The sequence below is a fragment of the Lysinibacillus sphaericus genome (assembly GCF_015844675.1).
GTDB lineage: Bacteria > Bacillota > Bacilli > Bacillales_A > Planococcaceae > Lysinibacillus > Lysinibacillus sphaericus_E.
Window position 1 is genome coordinate 26,695 of sequence record NZ_LDGC01000070.1, and the last position, 18,212, is coordinate 44,906.

An 18,212-nucleotide genomic window follows, 5' to 3' on the forward strand; every position below is an offset into this window, starting at 1 on the left:
GAGAAAGATTTTGAAATTAAGTGAAGCTAATTAAAAGATAGGAGTTAGTAAATTGAGGAGTGTAATTTTTGATGTAACACAAGAGTCAGTTCAAAAAGTAGCAGGACAAATTAAAGAAAGCAATCCTGACAGTATGCTAGTTTTAGCGCCAATGTCTGGTAGCTGTTCAGTACATGCACCAAGCAAATCAGGTAAGCGTAAAGGTTATCATCGTATCAAATTAGAGGTGTGGATACCAGAAGGTGCGATTAAAGGTGGAAATGCATTGGACGATTTCGGCTTAGTTAATTTGTTACGTTTACCAAAATCTAGAGTACAACCACATTTAATCCGTGGAGATAATGAATGAACACACTTGAAAGATTTTGTTCAGTAAAGTTATTTATCTTTTTGAGGTTTTACAAAGAATGAAATGAACACAACAGAAAGCCCTATAGCAACAAATATTATTGCAATAGATTTATTTGAAATAAATCTATTATATTCTAGGGAACCAGTTAATCTTGCTAATCCGATTGAAAGCGACAAGCAGCCTAAAACAAATATCATATTTCCAATTTTAGAATGTGTTTTCATTGCATAACAACTCCTAATATATAGGTTAATAACTTATATAAGGATAACATAATTAGTGGATATTTGAAAATATGGATTGATTCAATTACTGCACACTTTGAGGAAATGAAGTAGGGAGAGAACAATTAAATATTAGCCTTTACGGAAAATACCGGAGGCACTAACAGACAGGTAATAACCTGTTTTGTTGGTGCCTCTTTTTTATTCTATTAAAGACGTGAGGACATGAGGACATTACAAACAGAGTTGGTACAAAAGGGATTAAGTAAAAAAGTTGAAGGGCGAGCGTCAAAAAGACGCCAACCTAAAAAGAAGATGAGTCAAAGAGAAATTGAAGAATTAATGGGAGTTAAGCGCAGCACTTACAAAAGAGTAAATGGAGCATTTAGACAGAAAGGATGATAGTAAATGAAAGTTGTTCAGCCGATACGTGATCCAGAAAAGGTAAATGCAATGCTTCAATATTTAAAAAGCATGAATGAAAGAGATTATATGTTGTTCTATATCGGTATAAGTGCTGGTCTTCGAATATCCGACATGTTACAGCTTCGAAAAGAAGATGTTCAATACGCTCATATAGATATTGTGGAAAAAAAGACAAACAAGCCAAAACGCTTCACTTTTCCACCATATATAAGGAAAGATGTTCAACGCTATATACAAGGTTTGAGTGAAGGTGAGTATCTATTTAGAAGTCGACAAGGGGACAATCGACCAATTGATAGATCAACAGCCTATCGTATTTTGCGTAAAGCAGCAGAGAAATGTGGAATTAGAGAAATAGGGACACATACATTACGCAGAACATTTGGTTATCATTTCTATTTAAAGTCAAAAGACATAGTAGCATTACAAGCTTTATTCAATCACTCATCACCAGAAACAACATTGAGATATGTAGGGATCAACCAAGATGTACTGGATAAAGCAATGGACAATTTTAAACCAGATTGGGTGAAATGATTAATCAACTTCTTTTTTATTTTTACAGTACAACATAAAAAAGAGTAGCGTGTACTCATATTGAGAAGTAGGTTGAAGCATTGATAATACAGGGTTTGTGATAAACGTCGAATGCACCAGTCTATTTATTGAAGTGCGGTAGAGGGGCGATAGGCAATATGACTATAGATGAAGCAAGAGAGCAGATAAATAGGTTAGAGGACTATATTGAAATGGTTGAAGGCTATGTTCCAGAAACGTTTGAACAACATGCTATTAAGCTTTATGTCTTGTATGAACATGTAGCAAGGGTAGCTAAAATGTTGAATGAATTAGGTTTTCGTATTGGTAAACGAAAAGTAATTGGAACGGACGTATCAGACATTTTAAGGGCCAAGCCAACCGATGAATTACACGAACTGGCAGTGAAGCTATTTAAACAAAATAAGAGAATGGTTAAGGGGCGAGTATAAATGGAAATCATGAAGAACTATGCGGATTTATTACGCATTATAGATATTGTAAAAGCTGAAATTGAAATGCTTGAGGTTGATAAGGAATATTGGATTGGCAAGAATGAGCATTTACCATTTTCCTCAATAGGTGCAGCAAAGTATGGGCTTGATGTAGCTTCACAACGAACAGATCGTTTGAATGGACGCATTGCTTCGCTTGAAGAAAAGTTAGAACACTATCAAGCAATTGAAAAAGAGATTCGTGAAAACGTAGAAAAGCTTGAAGGATTAGAATACAAAATAGCTAAGCTGCGGTTTATCGATGGTATGACATATCAAGAGATTGCTGATAAGTTAGGATACTCTTATGGCTATATTCGTAAGGTAGTTTCACAAGGTAACAAAGAGGTAACAACGACACTTGTCAAAGCGTGATATATTTACAGATGAAGAAACAGGCAATGACAACTAAATAAGATGAATGGTTTTCTTCACGAGCAAAATGTTGATATGTTTCATATTTCTAATAGTGACATATGATTCCTTTCACATTATGATTAATGTGGAGGGAGTTGAGAAATATGAAGGATTTTAAAAGTAAGTTTCCAGAATTTCATGACGCAGCAGATGAATTAGATTTAGTCGTTTTAGATGGTCATTTTGGTGAAGAAGCAAAAAGATTAGTAGAAATTAGGGATGATTATGATGTTGTAGATTACTTATATAAGATACTAACGGATTGGCATGAGGATAAAAATCAATTTCAAAAAGACAAAGTATATCAATATATGTTTATTATTTTTAATTTGTTTTTAAAAGCTATAGAAGAAAATTCTAAAGAATCGGTAGAACTTATTAGTAATTTTAAACTAGGACGTAAAGACAATACTGCAATGGAGTTCATGACTGCATATAGTGAGTATGCTAAAGTTTTTAATGATATTAAATTGTTATATAAAGAAATGAACGCTGATCCTAATAATATTTCTAAGAAATTAAGATATACAAAATCTATGTCTGTAGCATATGCAAATGGTGTAGAGTATATTAGTAAAACATTAAATCTTCTCATTTGTTTGGAAATGATTATTAACAAAAAGAAATATAATTTTTACAATATAAATAAAATGAAATTATACGAAAAAATTAGTATTTTAAATAAAAATAATCAATATGATTTATTATTGGAAATGATAGATAGAAATTTGCGAAATGCAGAGGCACATACGACTATTAACTACGTATTAAAAACAGATAGTTATAAAATTAAATCTAGAGCGAATGGAAAAATTGTAGAAGAAAATGTTCCTCTTTCGAATATGTTTGAAAAATATATTTTGGTTGGATGTTATGTTCAGGCTTTCGAATTTGCAGGGTATCTAACAACAATTGGTTTAAATGACCGAGAGAAATTCATAGAACTATATAATAAATTTTTTTAGCAATTATTATATGGAAGTCATGCCTAACTAGGTGTGGCTTTTTATTATGCCTTGAGGGAGTGGCTTATACGTGCTTTTCTCAAACATGTTCCATCAAAGCACTGTGAAAAAATAATATTACTTCAAAGTCTACATTCAATGAGTGTGGGCTTTTTATTATGGTTTTTATTAGACATATAATACCTATGGCATTATGATTGATTTGGATGAATTTACCTAAATTTTAAATTAATCGATAAAGGTGCAGATTCATTAAATCAAAAAAAGAAGGTATGCTAAATGTTTAAAAGTCGACCGAAACTAGGCTATATAGTTAACCTAGTGGTTACAGTTGTTTGTATTATGATTCTTCCAATGTATATTCTAAAAAGCCATCCGTTTTACGGATTCATTTTGGGATTAATCCTTGCCACGATAATTAATTCTCTTTTAGGGGCAAAATGGATGCCTGAACGAAAATTATTTAATCAAAAAAGTAGTGATTAAATAGTCATCGCTGTGCAATAAAAGGGCAAGATTGAAATATTAAAGATTAGTCATGTTCATATGAGCATGGCTTTTTATTATGCCTTGAAGACTGTATCAAACAGCCATAACAAATAATAATGGACTAGTTTACGGGTGAGTATGTATCTCAGGAACATTAGATACCGATGAAGACCAGCATGCACTAGTAACCGATAGGGCCGAGTTTGATACAGTCTTGAAGATATAAAGTCGAAAGCTAAACAGACTTTAAAAGCTAATGAGCAAAGCATTACGAACTGTGGAGGGTAAAGTATATGTCAATAACAAAACAAAACATAATTAAAACTTTTAACGGTGCACGTGAATATAAAGCTCCATTTGTATTTGTAGGTATTGATGCAAAAGGAGTCAGAGAGGTAATCACAGTGCCAGCTATTTCATTCGATGCGAAAGAACAGTTCTACATCAATGCAAACAGCGATGATTTAGTTCACGTAATGAATAGTAAGGTGAGTGTGTTTGGATTAACATACGGTAATGCAGATGCGGTACATGAACTAGTCTAGTTGTGGGGGGAACAATGAAATGATTAAGACTGAACGCAAACAAGAACTAATCAAGCACATTAATAATAATGAGTGGATGAGATTTTATAAGAGCCGTGAGTGGATGTCTTTACGCAAAGAAGCATTAAAGCGGGACAACTATGAATGTCAGTTATGTAAAGCAGCTGGTCGCTATCACAAAGCTGAAAATGTTCATCATATGAAAGAAGTCAAGACGAACCCACATTTGTCATTGACTCTAAGAAACTTACAATGCCTATGCATTAAGTGTCATAACGATGTACATGATCGTCTAGAGTCAACGAGGGCGCCTAAGTTTACCAATGAAGAGAGGTGGTAGGAGTTTTATGAAGAGATTAAGAATTTCGTTGAAACTGCAAGATCTCTAATCATGCCTTTAGCAGATAGTGATTTATATACACTAACAGGAATAGTAGATAAATTAACAGAAACCTTGGAATTTGAACATGAAAAAAGGCTGTCAGAAAATTTTAAAGAAGCATCGACTTAAAACTTAAATAAACATCCTTCGGGGTGTTTATATTTTGCCCTGAAAAGTGAGTATCGAGCAGTTTTCCTCTTAACTGCTAGGGCAACTATACTTGTTTTGAGAGCAAAAAATTGATACATATATTTCACTTTCTGATTTATGATTGGCTAGTTGGGAGGTGAATGATATGGATTGGGATTTTGAGTTGTTATCTAATACACACACTAACGAAATTAAGCGTTTGGTGAATGAATATTCACTATATATTGGGCATCAAAGAGTGGGTATAAAAATTTATATTGATGTAGATGGTTATTATCAAATGCGAACTAGTCACTTTTATCGAGGAAAAGATAAAGCTGGAGTTTATATTACATCAGCAGCTAACTTCGAAACGGAAAAAGATGCATTAAGAAATGCCAAAAACCAATTACTTTCTTTTTATGATGGAGAAGGTGAATGGAAGGAAAATGATTCCTATCATTTATAATTTTTTAAAGAGTTCTCTATGGAGAGCTCTTTTTATTTTTTAATCAAAAAACTAACATAATAAGGTGATGAATATATTTCGATGATAGGGTATATTTTGTGAAAAACGGATACATTGTTTCATCTATTAGGTTTATACGAATTAATGAAAAGGCAACCGCTTCATGTGACGTAACTAATCGAAATTTGAGCGGCTGCCTTATTTTTATGGACGATTTATGACAAGAGTATCTTCCAAATATTAAAGGATTTCAGGGCTTCCGCTATAGATGGTGATAGCTATTTGCAGACCCACATTTAATTTTTGTTTCTTGTTACTTACTCAAGATAAAATAAAGCCCTCATTATAATAAGCTTTTTATTTTACTATTTATTGATAAAATATTTTTCCTCCACCTTCACACCTGTTTTGATCTCCAGCACTACAAAGAGCGACAAGATGATAATAACCAGATTCAGGAGCTGACACATTACCACCATCTAGTCCTAAACTTGGGATTGACTTGTAACCAGTCGTAATTTGTTTAGTGCCTTTATAAATAGCTACATTAGTGTGAAAAATACCAGGAGATTCATTTGACCAAGAATACCAAATTGTTTCCCCTTTGCTGAAATAAACAGTATTGGTAGATGAACTTTTGTCTTTGTTATAAAACAAAAATGTATGGGCACATCTGGTTTCTGATGCACTACAAATACTGTAGGCATCTGCTTGTTTTAAATTAACATTAAAGAAAGCAAATGCTAGCAAAAATACTAATACGGACTTTAATAGGAATTTCATTTCATATCCTCCTTTGTAAAATATTGGGTTACATATTATTAAATTCGATATGAAATATATAAATCCTTTTTTTTGGGCAAAATAATTAATAAATTAAAATAGGAGGAAATTTGAATTGAGAAAAATATATGTATTACTTTTTGTTTTTTTGTTTATTGGGAGCAGTAACCTTGTTCATGCAGAAGATAAAGCAACTAAACCAGGAAGTTCGTATGATGTTAAGAAACTTTATTTAGACAACGGTTTTACTGAGGTAAATGAAGCAATAAAAAAAACCGAAGATTTATTAAAAAAAAATTTAGAGCTTCCAACTCGTGTTCCATCAATTACTTTTACACATATTGTGGGAAGTTTTAGCAGTAAATCAGGAGTACCCAATTTAGAAATTTCTTATTTAGATGAGAATTCACCACGTACCCGTTTTAAAATATTGGTTTCCAAAACGCCACCTTCTTCAAATATTTCTAAAAAAATACGTTTAGAAGATGGAAATGAATTACTTTATTATAATCACAGTGATTTTGATGTGTTCGTAGTTGAAAAGAAAGAACTTGGATACACTTTTATGATTGATAAAGAGAGCAGTAAAAAAATTACTATGGATGGTGTAGTTAAAATTGTTAACTCTATGGAATAAGCGGGGAAATTCTTATTTATAAAAAGTGTTAACTTTTTAATTTAGCTGATAACAGTACAAATGTGGAGGTGGTGTTAATGAAGGATGGCTAAACCAATCGTGAAAAAGCTTATGGCTATTATCGTAAGCATAAAGGTAAAGTCACGTTCAAAGCAATTGCTGCCAAATTTGGTGTTAGTGAAAGCACACTGAGACGTTGGCGAAAAGAAGATGGTTGGGACGATGGTATACCCAAAAAGAAAATATCTACTCGTAGCAGCCCCAAGAAGCGGTCACAAAAAACAGTAGGATATGAATTAATACCAAGCAACGGTCTGAATGATAGACAGTTGCTTTTTTGTATGTATTATGTGCGGTGCTGGAATGCTACGAAAGCCTATCAGAAGGCCTACGAGTGCGATTATCGAACCGCTCATGCGAACGCTCACCGGCTGATGGCATAAAAACTGAGATTGAACGCCTGAAAAAAGATCTCACGGATGGGATAATGTTATCTGCAGAAGCGGTACTACAAAAATATATCGATATAGCATTTGCGGATATTAGTGATTTCATCCGCTTCGAAAGTATCGAATCAACAGTCGAGGAAATTGAACGAAAGTTTGATGATGATGGAAAGCTAGAGAAAGAGGTCACTCGAATTGTCCCATACACGTACACTGCATTTTATTTAAAAAAATCAGATGAGGTCGATGGAACGATTATCAGTGAATTGTCAAAAGGTAAAGATGGCAGCACTTAATATGCTCTCTAAATATTATGATTTACTTAATGAAAATCAGCAAAAACGATTACAGTATGAACTGGCTAAGTTGAACATCAATAAGACAAAAGTTGAAATTGAAAATATCAAGGGTGGGAATAAAAATCAAAGTGCCGAAGATTGGGTGGTTGCTCTTGGTAAGGTTGCTGAAAAACGCAAGGTGAAAGCCCATGAGTAACATGCCTTACAATGTACTAATTGACCTTATAGGTGTTTACTGGGATGATCCAGTGGCTTTTGCAGAGGACATATTAGAGTTTTACCCTGACGAGTGGCAACGAAATGTCTTAAACGATTTAGCACATAATCCTTTTGTAAGTGTCCGCTCCGGTCAAGGGGTTGGAAAGACGGGTCTTGAAGCGGTAACGGTCATTTGGTACCTTTGCTGTCGTCCGAATCCAAAGGTGATATGTACCGCTCCAACTAGATAACAACTAAATGATGTCTTATGGGCTGAAATAGCAAAATGGCTTGAGGGTACACTGGTTTAAAATTTCCTTAAATGGACCAAAACTAAGGTCTACATGATGGGTAATGAGGAACGTTGGTTTGCAACTGCTCGGACAGCTACTAAGCCTGAAAATATGCAAGGTTTCCACGAGGATTACATGCTGTTTGTGGTTGATGAAGCGTCAGGCGTAGCGGATAACATTATGGAGGCTATTCTTGGTACGCTTTCAGGTGCTGAAAACAAATTATTGATGTGTGGTAACCCGACTCGAACGAGAGGGGCTTTTTATGATTCTCATCATCGTGACAGGGCTGATTACAAAACACATAAAGTATCGAGCTATGATTCTTCCAGAGCAAGTAAAGATAACATTGAGCCCTTATTCGTAAGTATGGCCAGGACAGTGATGTTGTTCGTGTTCGTGTTCGTGTTCGTGTCTTCGGTGAGTTTCCAAAGTCTGAACCTGATACATTTATTCATCTTGAAAAAGTAGAAGCGGCAGCAATGAGGGAAGTCTATAGGATAAGGTACGCAAATGAAGAAGATGACGAAAATAGCGAGTGGAGGTATGTTATTCCTGAATCCGCTCCACTTGAAATAGGTGTAGACGTTGCTAGGTTTGGGGATGATGAAACGGTTATTGTGCTTCGTATTGGTAACTATGTTCCTGTTATTAAAACATATTTGAAACAGGATACAATGCCAACAGCTGGTAAGGCCATAAAGCTTGCTAAAGAACTAATGCTCCAATATGGGCGACCATCTTGTGTTATCAAAGTCGATGATGATGGTGTCGGTGGTGGTGTGACTCACCGATTGCGCGAGGTTGTGAGAGAACAAGGTTTACGCATCACTGTCAGTGACTGTCATAACGGTGGAAAAGCAATTGAAGCGGAGCATTATGATAATTGGGGTACAGAGGCGTGGGCAACTTTACGTGATTTACTTCACGATGGTGACATTCAAATTCCAAATGATGATGATTTAGTCGGCCAGTTATCTACACGAAAGTATGAAGTAACTTCGAAAGGTAAGATCCGACTTGAAAGCAAGAAAGAAATGAAAAAGCGCGGTTTACGATCACCTGACCGAGCAGATGCTCTTGTATTAGCATTTGCTAAGACAGGTCAAGAACCAATGAACGACGATGTTGCTGCATTATTGAGAGGAGGGAGAGTATATGGCTAAATGGTTGAACAAAGCAGTAGGTGAAATGTCAAAGCTACGTGATAACATAATGGGCCGCTTCGGAATATTTTCTGGATCCGTTGGAAGCGGCAATAAGTTAGACAGTAGCCGAGTTGATTACGAAATGGCTAAAAAACTATATTACAACACGACGACGATTACAAGTTAGGTGCGGGGTTTGATAAGTCCATTATCAACAATACAGTAAGTTTTATGGGTGTGCCGGAATTTAAAATTGTAGATAAGGATGCTCAAGAAATATTAGAAGCTTTCTTTAAAGATAACATTTCAAACATACAACGAACTGAACGAGATTCTTTACGTGATGGTGATTGTTTCGTTTGGATTACTCGAGAGGAGGAAGCAGATGCAGCACTATATCCAGAACAACCTACTCGACTGGTTTATAACATTATCCCTCCTGGTCAGGTCAAGGATATTATACGCCATCCCTTGACTGGTGCGATAAATGAATACCAACTTGTTTCTTCTCATGAGTGGGAAGACGAACAAGGGAATTAGGAAAAAGCAACTATCACACAACGTATCCGGAAGGGGGAACGTATTATCGAAGTAGATGGAGATGCTCCTCCTGGCGTGAAATCTAAAACAATCCCGCTTCCTTGGGACTTCATTCCGATAATTCACTTCAAGAATGAGGGAGACGAAGGATTGTTCGGCCAGTCGGATATAGAACCAATTGAACCGTTTTTAAAGGCTTATCATGATGTTATGTTACATGCTATGCAAGGTTCGAAAATGCACAGCACACCTCGTCTGAAGCTAAAAATTAAGGAAGTTACAACTTTTTTAAAGAATAACTTCGGTATTACGGACCCAGCTAAATTTGCTAAAGGTGGCGGTACTATAAATTTAGATGGACATGAAATGCTCTTACTGGCTCCAGATGATGAAGCTGAGTTTATAGAAGTTAAATCAGAAATCGGTGATGCTAAAGAGCTACTTAAATTCCTTTTCTACTGTATTGTTGATACATCCGAAACACCTGAGTTTGTTTTCGGTGTGCATACACCGTCTAGTCTGTCTTCCGTTAAAGAACAAATGCCAATCCTTATCCGCTCCATTGAGCGTAAACGTGAGCATTTTGCCGACAGTTGGAAGCGGCTGGCACGAATTGTCTTAGCAATGACTGCACAATCGGAAAACATTGCTTTTGAGACCTATGCAACTGAATTGAAGTGGACGAATATTGACCCTCGTACATCAAAAGAAATCAGTGAGGAATTGCTCAATGTTGTAAATGCATTGAAAGCGGCACTTGAAGCTAATGTTATTTCTGATGAATCAGCAGTTAACTATCTATCTAAATTTGTTGACACAATGTACAAATATGAGGAAGAAGAAGGTGAAGGAGAAAAGGAACGTATTCTCAAATCGTTGATTGCCAAGACTAAAATGCCTGATTCTGCCGAGTTTGAAAAAGAGTTGCTGGAAATAATTAAACAGATTGGTAATGATGCAGCATGAATGAGTTCGAAAAGCTAAAACTTGAATCGAGAAAATTAATCATAGAGCGCGTGCTAAAGCAAGATGCTGAGGTACGTGCTATTGTCTTGCGCTCGTTAGATAGATTGATTGAGAAAATTAAACAACTGGAAACGGAAGGCCGTTATCATGCTATACCTGAAATAATTGACAGTAATCATTGAAATTAATTTACGACAATTAAAATTGTGGAATCCATTATTAAACAGGAAGACTAGATTACTAAATTAAAATAACGGAACTGTCTTTTTTAAGTTACGAGTAAAAAAGTAACTCGTTTGAAAAATAAAAAATTGAGTGACCCTTTATTCATTTTTAAGAAAATATCCTCTTAAAGCATTTATTAACGATTTTAAAAAGCAACCAAAGCAACAAAAAAGCTACCAAAATTCCGAATGCAAGTGAATAACGGTGAAATCGAATCATTATACAATGACGTAAAACCTTGCTATAATAACCTTTGCGAATACATATGAAAGAGGGTAAAAGCATGAACGCTTACGATGAATATATGAAACAGGTAGTGAAGCCAATGCGCGAGGAGTTAGTCGAGGCTGGATTTACGGAGCTTACGACGGCTGATGCGGTAAATGAATTTATGGCGGAGGCGAAGGGGACTTCGTTAGTTGTGATTAACTCGGTTTGTGGATGTGCGGCTGGGTTGGCACGTCCAGCTGCTCGTGAGGCAGTGGAGGCGGTGAAGCCGGATCATCTTGTGACTGTTTTTGCGGGTCAGGATCCGGAAGCGACTGTTGCGATGCGTGGCTATTTTGAGGATGTGCCACCAAGTTCACCGTCGATGGCGATTTTAAAGGATGGGCAATTGGCCTACTTTATTCCACGTGAACAGATTGAAGGGTTCCCTGTGGAGCAAATCGTTTCACATTTAACAGGTGTTTTAGAGCAAACATGCGAGAAGTAAAGACTATTGTTACGACAGCGGGCAGACCAGACGATTTATCGTTGGCGCTCGCTGCTTTTGCGTGTGAACAATTAGATGCTCCGCTTGAGCCAAGAAAAAAGCGTTCTGTTCGGAAAATTTCACAAGAATTGCATGCAAATGTAATCGTTGCTGGGAAAAATCGTTTTGAGTATTATGCTTTTGGTGCAGATGAGCCGTTTTTCTTCCATCCAAATTCAGCAGCTTTTCGCTTAAAGCGTGTTGCTCGTGGGGAAGTGGAGCCGTTTTTAGAAGCGGCACAGCTTGAAAAAGGAGATTCAGTGCTCGATTGTACATTGGGACTAGCGGCTGATGCTATGCTGGCGGCTTATACAGTTGGCGAGGCGGGACAAGTTGTTGGGCTCGAAGCGAATCCGAATGTAGCTTTTATAGTTGAGCAAGGGATGCAATCCTACGATACGACTGAGCTTCCATTAACTGCATGTATGCGCCATATAGAAGTGGTGCAGGCTGAGGCGGTTAGTTATTTGAAAACATTGCCCGACAATACGTTTGATGTCGTCTATATGGATCCGATGTTTGAAGAAATTATTGAAGAAGCCAATAATTTTGAAGCACTACGCATAGCTGGGGAACATGTGACATTAACAGATGAATGGGTAATGGAAGCGTATCGCGTGGCGAGAAAACGGGTAGTGTTAAAGGCTCATTTTCGCTCAGAATGGTTTGCTAAATATCATTTTCAACAATTAACAAGAATGACTGCGAAGTTTCATTATGGTGTTTTAGATGTTGATGGAAGTAAATATTGAGTGTTTTCAAGAGGCTTGTTCATTGTTGTGAACGGGCCTCTATTTTTATTTGAAATTCAAAATATGGTAAAATATAGTGGTGTTAGATTGTATGTTTCTGGGGTTGGCAAGTATAAGGATTGAGAACATAGAGCTATAAAGAATTTACGAATCTCTTTGCGTTAAAAATCAAATTTGAGGGGGATGTGTATGAATCAAATAGAAGGGGAAATCGAGCTATTTTTGAAAAATCCATCAGCGGAAGAAGAAAGCTTTTGGGAAAGTGAAGCATTAGTATGGGTGGATTGGAAAGATTTTGACGAATCTATCGTGGAATATTTTAACGAATACTTACTTGAGGAAGATAAAATAAATGTTGAACTAGTTGAAATTGATAAGCCAAGGTGTGTTGATATTTTCTTAATAAAAGATAAAGTGAAGAAAGCAATCCCGTATGATGAAGAAAGAACGGATAGGGATACAACTTTGAAAGCTGTGCAGGACTTTATTGCTCCGAAATATCAAATCCGCTGGTACATGGATTCACTTGGCGGAGATACGTTGGCCTTTTGTGTGCTACCAACTGAAAAGTGGTTGCGGTTAGAGAAAGATTATGGGGAAGAAAAAGTTACCTATTATTTTGCACCTCTATCACATGACTCGGTTATGTTTGAAATGGATATAGACGAAATGTCGGATTTGCTGGAAAAAAGAATGCAGAATGTTAATTTAGGAAAGGGGGATATTGCACATGACGGCAGATAAAATTCCTCGTTAAGCTCGTGGTCCTCCACGGCCAATTATATTGCTCAATTAAATAATTCATTCTCAAGGAGAGATAAATATGATTGGTCCGAAAAAAATAACGAGAGAAGAAAGAATGGAAATTGCTTATTCAATTGCTAACCAAGTTATAGAAAGATATGGTTCGAAGGTGCAAGCAATTGGGATTTACGGTTCATTAGCCCGAAAAAAAGATGGACCATTTTCAGATATAGAAATTAAATGTATTTTAAACGCTCTAGACGAAGACTTTTGCTATGAATGGACAGCCGGAGATTGGAAGGTAGAAGTGAACTTTGAAAGCGCAAAACATATAATTGAAGAAGCGACTACAGTTGACGAAAGATGGCCATTGACCCATGGACAATTTATTGACATTTTACCTATTTATGACCCAAATGATTTTTTTACTGAACTAAAAATAAAAGCTAGCTCAATTGATACCTCGATATTTAAAGAAGCGATCTGTCGAACTTTAGTAGAAGAAATGTATGAGTATATTGGTAAAATGAGAAATATTGAATTGCAGGGTCCTCGAACATTTTTACCGATTTTGGCAATGGAAATTGCCACAGCAGGTGCAATGATTTTAGGATTACACAATAAACAATTTTTCACAACTTCTGCTCAAGTATTACCTGAAGCATTGTCGTTTGCAGATAAGCCCGAGGGATTTGAGGTTCTATGTGAGCTGGTGATGTCCGGTAATCTCTCAGACCCAAAACAAATTATTGTGATTTGTGAAAACTATTGGGATTCTTTACTAGAGTGGTACGCTCAACATGGGTATCAAATTGAATGTTCGAAGGTTATACCTTGGTAACTTGAAATGAAATCTTTACTTTTTAAAAACTATGTGCTATAATATGAATCGTGCTATTTTAGGTGGCATATTTACGTAATCTGGAATTCTACTTTTTGTTTTTGAAGATACTTATTCACACTGGCGCATGCTATAGGGCTGCAAGGACGCAAAAGAAGGTTGGGTTTGCGTTGCTTAAGTTAGAAAGCACACAGTGGAATTTTACCGCGGTGATGAAACTTTTACGTTTCGATATAATATTCCCCAGATGATTGGGTTGAGACTTTACAATTTACGAAACATGTTACCTATTAAATACTAAAGGGGTGGCTTCGCAGTAGCGAGGCTGCCCCTTGCCTAATTTATTGGGAAGGTCGAATATTTCTCGGTCTACGGATAGAAAAGGCCAAAATCATGGATAGAATCGACGAGCAAATATATTGAAGAGCCTTCAGAAAGTAGATAGACTATGTCTACTCTTTTTTATGTAATGAATTCCCAAATGTCATATCTATTGTAGTTCTTTTTGATTATTTCTTTAAATAATAGTTCCAATAAATTTGAACTTGTGTAACAATGTTTATTAATATTTTTGATCAAGATATACTTGTAGTTTGTTTTTGATATAGGTATAGTGCAAACGTAACGACGGAATTGTTATCATTAGATTTATTCGTAATGTGTTAATTTCACGCATTTAAATTCAGAATTTTTTTTATTTTCGCATAAAGATGCTGCCTATTTGAGGTAGAAAATTGTGGAGGAATAGCTATGGTGTTAAAGCAGACATTATTGATGTTATTCGATCATTTAAAATTGGAACAACTTTTTGAGGATACGGCTAAGTTTTCCGAGAAAGGAATGTAACCTTGTAAAGGGGTGAATACAAATGAATAAAGTTGGTTTTTTGACGATCGGACAATCACCTCGTTCAGATATTATACCGACATTTACAGAAATATTTAATAAAGATATTAAAATTGTGGAAAGAGGAGCGTTGGATTCCTTAAACGAGGCGGAATTATTAACAGTTTTAGCGAGAAATGAAAAGAACACAACTATCTCTCGATTACGGGATGGCAGATCCATAATAATTGATAGAAGAAAACTACTCCCGTTGTTACAAATGGAATTATCAAAGTTAGAACAAGAGGTGGATATGGTCATCGTATTAAGCACAGATGATTTTTCGAATTTTACATGTGAAAAGCCTATTTTTTATCCGAATCGAATCATCACACAAATGATTAGTGCAATGGCCAATCAACCGAAGCTTGGTTTAATTATTCCGCTAGAAGAACAGAGTAGAGCTATGCGTAAAAAGTGGAACGATATTTCAGATGATATCACGATTGCTGTTGCTTCACCATTTGATTATGGCAACTTTGAAGAGGCAGCTCGTTATCTTCGTGATTACCGAGTAGATCTGATTGTGTTGGATTGCATGGGATACAATGAAGAGCATAGAGAGGTTGTACGGAAAGAGAGTGGTATTTTAACAATATTACCGCGTACATTAGTAGCGGGAATCGTGCTGGAATACTTATAAAGTAAGAATAAGAAGGAATGTTTCGACAGCCTGTAATATCTAGTACTCTTAAATAGGTCTTAACAAAGTAGAAAAGTCCGCTAGCTCGCGGACTTTCTTCGTAAAAGTAATTTTATTAGTCCGTGAAGCATAAAGATGATAAATAACCTAACATTATTAAAAGACCAATACCCATTGCGATATCCATGTTTTTGTACCTCCTTTTAAAAAAACGACACATTTATCCTGCATGCTGCGAGTAAATGCCCGATTAGTATGGGGCAACAGGACGATGGTCATACAAGCGTTTTCCCAGGATGTGAAGTTTTTACTTTATACATAAATATTGTACAATGAATTATAAAATTATGAAACCTTTTATAGGGCTTATGCGTATATATTAGTAATAGAATTACCAATTTGTACATAAAGAGAAGGTGTAAATTAATGAAGAAATGGATTCAAAAAAGTATCGTTATTATGGTTGCGTTTTTAACATTTGGATTAATTACGCCAACACATGAGATATGGGAAGCATTTGATCATAATCCATCAAATCGTGCTTCTATCGGATCAGCACCTGGGACAAGTACTGCAGAAGCGGCTGCTCTTCCGATAGAACAAACAGAAATACAGGAAGACCCGATTGACTATAATGCATTGCTCGTTGATGCGGCGAAAGAGCAATCCTATATGAAATTCGGCACAAAAATTGGCCCGAAAATTAGCAATGAGTTTGACGCTATTATCTTCCCTAAAATGGAAGAAGCCATTGCGATGACAGTAGAAGGCTTAGACGATGAATCGTTAGCATCCTTAACAATTTCAGAAAAGCCAAGTGGTAACTATGGCGAAAAAATTTTTAATATTACTAGCAATGAAACAGGTATGGATTTAATACGCTTCCATGTCCGCACAGAAAAAAGACCACAGGACGGCTACTATTACAACTTCCACTACCACAGTGCTGAGGATGACTTTTTGGCACACAATAATTTAGGGGATATTTATTGGGAGAAAAACACACCTCCGAAATGGTTGTCCTAAAAATCAAGAAACACTCGTTTAAAATACGAGTGTTTTTTGTTGATATATCAACGTTTATACTGATTTTCTGAGTTGATATATCTCCATGTTATATGGGGAGGGGAGAGAGAAAAAAAGCAGTACCCCAAAATGTACCCCAATTTCATCATTTTTTGATTTCCTTAGATTCTTCAAATGAACTCAAATTGATAATTTCATCCATCAGATTAGATGCGTGTACGTCATCTTTTTCAAATGAATGTGTATACACTTTATAAATCGTTTCAGGAGTATCACCAACTAAATCACGTGAATATATATTTCTGTTAAGCAAGCAGCCTAAGTATTATCAATCACCAAGCAATTAAGGAACCAGCTGTATATGGAACATTCTTACAACCACAAAAAGCGAGGCGCATTGATCAGCCTAGGCTCCTTTGGTGGTAAGTACGGAAACAAGGCTTTCAGAGCAATTACAGATAAGCGAAATAAACGTTCGGTATAGACAGTTTCAACTAAACCGTTAAAAGAAGCTCACTTTGCGGTTTATCTATAGGACTTAATTGAGCTATGTGTTTTAGCAGGGTGTCCATTGGATGGAAGCCAAAGTATATAAAAATTGCTGAAAAGCGATTAAGTAAAGTACAGCTGGAACTAATTCATGAATTAGGTTGTTGACCATTTTGAGGATTGTGTCTGATAAATTTTGTGTAATAGGGAAAGTGGTTCATTTTCTGGAGTATTTAAGTTTATTTAGTTCCTTTGTTAAATATTGAACTTGCTTTTCTAATTCATCTATTTTATTTGAATAGCTATGATTGTTGGTATTTGATTGTTGGGATTTAGCTTCCTCTAAAGCCATCATTGCTGCAATAGTAGATAAACCGTCACCTAATGTAGTAATTAGTCCACCAATTACAGCAAGCTTAGCAGCATCATTTTCGCCATTCGATAAAAGGTCATTAATATTAAAACTATCTTTGCGTTTACTCAAATGTTAACCTCCCTAAACTAATCAGTACTATATCTTATTATGTATCCTATTTTATAATTCGTGTGTAAACCCAAATGTTCGGTAACAAAAAGGGGAGAATAATGGAAGTTACTTTTTTAGTCGGAATGAATGTACAAGTTGCTCAAGTAAAAGAGGCGTTTACACTTGAGCAATTAGGAATTGATAAAAATCTAACAGGCGAAGAACTCCAAGAGGCTGTTGCTGAGAGTTATAACGAATGAGCTTGGGAACAGCTATACGGTGGTTTTGATTTTATAGGTTAATGAACAAAAAAAGCCGCAGCGTCGTCACACGCTACAACTCGAATTGGTTTATGCCCATCTAGGCTAGTCAGATAAGTAATTATAACACAACTTAGGAGGGAAAACCTATGTTAAAAGGGCAAACAGCAGTAACTAAAGAAAATTTGTTACAGTGGATTGAAGATTATAGCTGGATGACTGAGTCAATCGAAGAAGTTAGGCAACCAGTAACAAAGGTTGATAACAACAGCTACATTGTGGCTAAAAGAGCTATGTATGGCATTGAAGCAACATTACTATAGGCGAGTGGTGGTACGAGTGATCCAGTATTTATTGAGGTACGACGTAGAGTGTATTCAGATCAAAT

The 18,212-nt window shown here is 35.9% G+C and carries 27 protein-coding genes and 2 pseudogenes; 26 read left to right on the plus strand and 3 right to left on the minus strand.

The window, feature by feature from the left end:
• Positions 1-52 precede the first annotated feature (52 nt).
• Positions 53-349, plus strand: coding sequence for a hypothetical protein (locus ABE34_RS17020; protein ID WP_197143657.1), 297 nt, complete (start codon positions 53-55; stop codon positions 347-349).
• Between the two features lie 29 nt (positions 350-378).
• On the opposite strand, the gene ABE34_RS17025 is transcribed toward ABE34_RS17020, so the two are convergent.
• Positions 379-576 (minus strand): hypothetical protein, encoded by a 198-nt coding sequence (locus ABE34_RS17025; protein ID WP_197143658.1) that lies wholly within the window; start codon positions 574-576, stop codon positions 379-381.
• Between the two features lie 225 nt (positions 577-801).
• Between ABE34_RS17025 and ABE34_RS17030 the strand changes: the two genes are divergently transcribed.
• From ABE34_RS17030 to ABE34_RS17065, 9 genes are all read left to right on the plus strand, one after another.
• Positions 802-978 carry a hypothetical protein gene (locus ABE34_RS17030; protein ID WP_197143737.1) on the plus strand — a complete coding sequence of 59 codons (177 nt, stop codon included), beginning with the start codon at positions 802-804 and terminating at the stop codon, positions 976-978.
• A 6-nt stretch (positions 979-984) separates the two neighbouring features.
• Entirely contained in the window at positions 985-1,539 is a 555-nt protein-coding gene (locus tag ABE34_RS17035; RefSeq protein WP_197143659.1) for a site-specific integrase, read from the plus strand.
• A gap of 158 nt (positions 1,540-1,697) precedes the next feature.
• Complete coding sequence (locus tag ABE34_RS17040) at positions 1,698-1,991, plus strand: hypothetical protein (RefSeq protein WP_197143660.1); 294 nt, start codon at positions 1,698-1,700, stop codon at positions 1,989-1,991.
• A complete protein-coding gene (locus ABE34_RS17045) occupies positions 1,992-2,408 on the plus strand; it encodes a sigma-70 family RNA polymerase sigma factor (RefSeq protein ID WP_197143661.1) in 417 nt (138 codons plus the stop codon).
• 146 nt (positions 2,409-2,554) lie between these two features.
• Positions 2,555-3,415 carry a hypothetical protein gene (locus ABE34_RS17050; protein WP_197143662.1) on the plus strand — a complete coding sequence of 287 codons (861 nt, stop codon included), beginning with the start codon at positions 2,555-2,557 and terminating at the stop codon, positions 3,413-3,415.
• 279 nt (positions 3,416-3,694) lie between these two features.
• Positions 3,695-3,901: a hypothetical protein gene (locus tag ABE34_RS24820; protein WP_206700836.1), complete on the plus strand. Its 207-nt coding sequence runs from the start codon at positions 3,695-3,697 to the stop codon at positions 3,899-3,901.
• Positions 3,902-4,197: 296 nt separating this feature from the next.
• A complete protein-coding gene (locus ABE34_RS17055) occupies positions 4,198-4,449 on the plus strand; it encodes a hypothetical protein (protein WP_197143663.1) in 252 nt (83 codons plus the stop codon).
• Between the two features lie 19 nt (positions 4,450-4,468).
• Complete coding sequence (locus tag ABE34_RS17060) at positions 4,469-4,789, plus strand: HNH endonuclease (RefSeq protein ID WP_241747208.1); 321 nt, start codon at positions 4,469-4,471, stop codon at positions 4,787-4,789.
• A 337-nt stretch (positions 4,790-5,126) separates the two neighbouring features.
• The gene (locus ABE34_RS17065; RefSeq protein WP_197143664.1) at positions 5,127-5,429 is read left to right on the plus strand and encodes a hypothetical protein; all 303 of its coding nucleotides are present in this window, start codon (positions 5,127-5,129) and stop codon (positions 5,427-5,429) included.
• Positions 5,430-5,798: 369 nt separating this feature from the next.
• Here ABE34_RS17065 and ABE34_RS17070 read toward each other — a convergent pair whose 3' ends face one another.
• Positions 5,799-6,212, minus strand: a complete 414-nt coding sequence (locus ABE34_RS17070; RefSeq protein ID WP_197143665.1) for a hypothetical protein — start codon at positions 6,210-6,212, stop codon at positions 5,799-5,801.
• A gap of 115 nt (positions 6,213-6,327) precedes the next feature.
• On the opposite strand from ABE34_RS17070, the gene ABE34_RS17075 reads away from it, so the two are divergent.
• From ABE34_RS17075 to ABE34_RS17140, 14 genes and pseudogenes are all read left to right on the plus strand, one after another.
• On the plus strand, positions 6,328-6,849 hold the full coding sequence (locus tag ABE34_RS17075) for a hypothetical protein (RefSeq protein WP_197143666.1): 522 nt from the start codon (positions 6,328-6,330) through the stop codon (positions 6,847-6,849).
• 107 nt (positions 6,850-6,956) lie between these two features.
• A pseudogene (locus ABE34_RS25885) lies at positions 6,957-7,591 on the plus strand (terminase small subunit); the annotation flags it as partial.
• On the plus strand, positions 7,578-7,790 hold the full coding sequence (locus ABE34_RS17095; RefSeq protein ID WP_197143669.1) for a hypothetical protein: 213 nt from the start codon (positions 7,578-7,580) through the stop codon (positions 7,788-7,790). The pseudogene ABE34_RS25885 and the gene ABE34_RS17095, both read left to right, overlap by 14 nt.
• Positions 7,783-9,251: pseudogene (locus ABE34_RS17100) on the plus strand (DEAD/DEAH box helicase family protein). The gene ABE34_RS17095 and the pseudogene ABE34_RS17100 overlap by 8 nt, the downstream one beginning before the upstream one ends.
• Positions 9,244-9,420, plus strand: coding sequence for a hypothetical protein (locus ABE34_RS25200; RefSeq protein WP_241747207.1), 177 nt, complete (start codon positions 9,244-9,246; stop codon positions 9,418-9,420). Before ABE34_RS17100 ends, ABE34_RS25200 begins: the two are co-directional and overlap by 8 nt.
• Positions 9,421-9,470: 50 nt before the next feature.
• Positions 9,471-9,773, plus strand: coding sequence for a hypothetical protein (locus tag ABE34_RS25205; RefSeq protein WP_241747206.1), 303 nt, complete (start codon positions 9,471-9,473; stop codon positions 9,771-9,773).
• A 75-nt stretch (positions 9,774-9,848) separates the two neighbouring features.
• Complete coding sequence (locus tag ABE34_RS25210; RefSeq protein ID WP_346655578.1) at positions 9,849-10,739, plus strand: phage portal protein; 891 nt, start codon at positions 9,849-9,851, stop codon at positions 10,737-10,739.
• Positions 10,736-10,921, plus strand: a complete 186-nt coding sequence (locus ABE34_RS17110) for a hypothetical protein (protein WP_197143670.1) — start codon at positions 10,736-10,738, stop codon at positions 10,919-10,921. Before ABE34_RS25210 ends, ABE34_RS17110 begins: the two co-directional genes overlap by 4 nt.
• Before the next feature lie 326 nt (positions 10,922-11,247).
• Complete coding sequence (locus ABE34_RS17115) at positions 11,248-11,679, plus strand: BrxA/BrxB family bacilliredoxin (RefSeq protein ID WP_197143671.1); 432 nt, start codon at positions 11,248-11,250, stop codon at positions 11,677-11,679.
• A complete protein-coding gene (locus ABE34_RS17120; protein ID WP_197143672.1) occupies positions 11,667-12,470 on the plus strand; it encodes a class I SAM-dependent methyltransferase in 804 nt (267 codons plus the stop codon). Before ABE34_RS17115 ends, ABE34_RS17120 begins: the two co-directional genes overlap by 13 nt.
• A gap of 189 nt (positions 12,471-12,659) precedes the next feature.
• The gene (locus ABE34_RS17125) at positions 12,660-13,214 is read left to right on the plus strand and encodes a hypothetical protein (protein ID WP_197143673.1); all 555 of its coding nucleotides are present in this window, start codon (positions 12,660-12,662) and stop codon (positions 13,212-13,214) included.
• 79 nt (positions 13,215-13,293) lie between these two features.
• Positions 13,294-14,055, plus strand: coding sequence for an ANT(4')-I family aminoglycoside nucleotidyltransferase (locus ABE34_RS17130; protein ID WP_197143674.1), 762 nt, complete (start codon positions 13,294-13,296; stop codon positions 14,053-14,055).
• An 868-nt stretch (positions 14,056-14,923) separates the two neighbouring features.
• Positions 14,924-15,583 carry an AroM family protein gene (locus ABE34_RS17135; RefSeq protein ID WP_197143675.1) on the plus strand — a complete coding sequence of 220 codons (660 nt, stop codon included), beginning with the start codon at positions 14,924-14,926 and terminating at the stop codon, positions 15,581-15,583.
• A 426-nt stretch (positions 15,584-16,009) separates the two neighbouring features.
• On the plus strand, positions 16,010-16,609 hold the full coding sequence (locus tag ABE34_RS17140; RefSeq protein ID WP_197143676.1) for a YpjP family protein: 600 nt from the start codon (positions 16,010-16,012) through the stop codon (positions 16,607-16,609).
• A 706-nt stretch (positions 16,610-17,315) separates the two neighbouring features.
• Here ABE34_RS17140 and ABE34_RS17145 read toward each other — a convergent pair.
• Positions 17,316-17,582 (minus strand): translation initiation factor 2, encoded by a 267-nt coding sequence (locus tag ABE34_RS17145; RefSeq protein ID WP_206700752.1) that lies wholly within the window; start codon positions 17,580-17,582, stop codon positions 17,316-17,318.
• 101 nt (positions 17,583-17,683) lie between these two features.
• On the opposite strand from ABE34_RS17145, the gene ABE34_RS17150 reads away from it, so the two are divergent.
• Both ABE34_RS17150 and ABE34_RS17155 read left to right on the plus strand, forming a co-directional pair.
• Positions 17,684-17,824, plus strand: a complete 141-nt coding sequence (locus ABE34_RS17150; RefSeq protein WP_197143677.1) for a hypothetical protein — start codon at positions 17,684-17,686, stop codon at positions 17,822-17,824.
• Between the two features lie 149 nt (positions 17,825-17,973).
• Positions 17,974-18,147: a hypothetical protein gene (locus ABE34_RS17155; protein WP_197143738.1), complete on the plus strand. Its 174-nt coding sequence runs from the start codon at positions 17,974-17,976 to the stop codon at positions 18,145-18,147.
• The last annotated feature ends 65 nt before the right edge of the window (positions 18,148-18,212 follow it).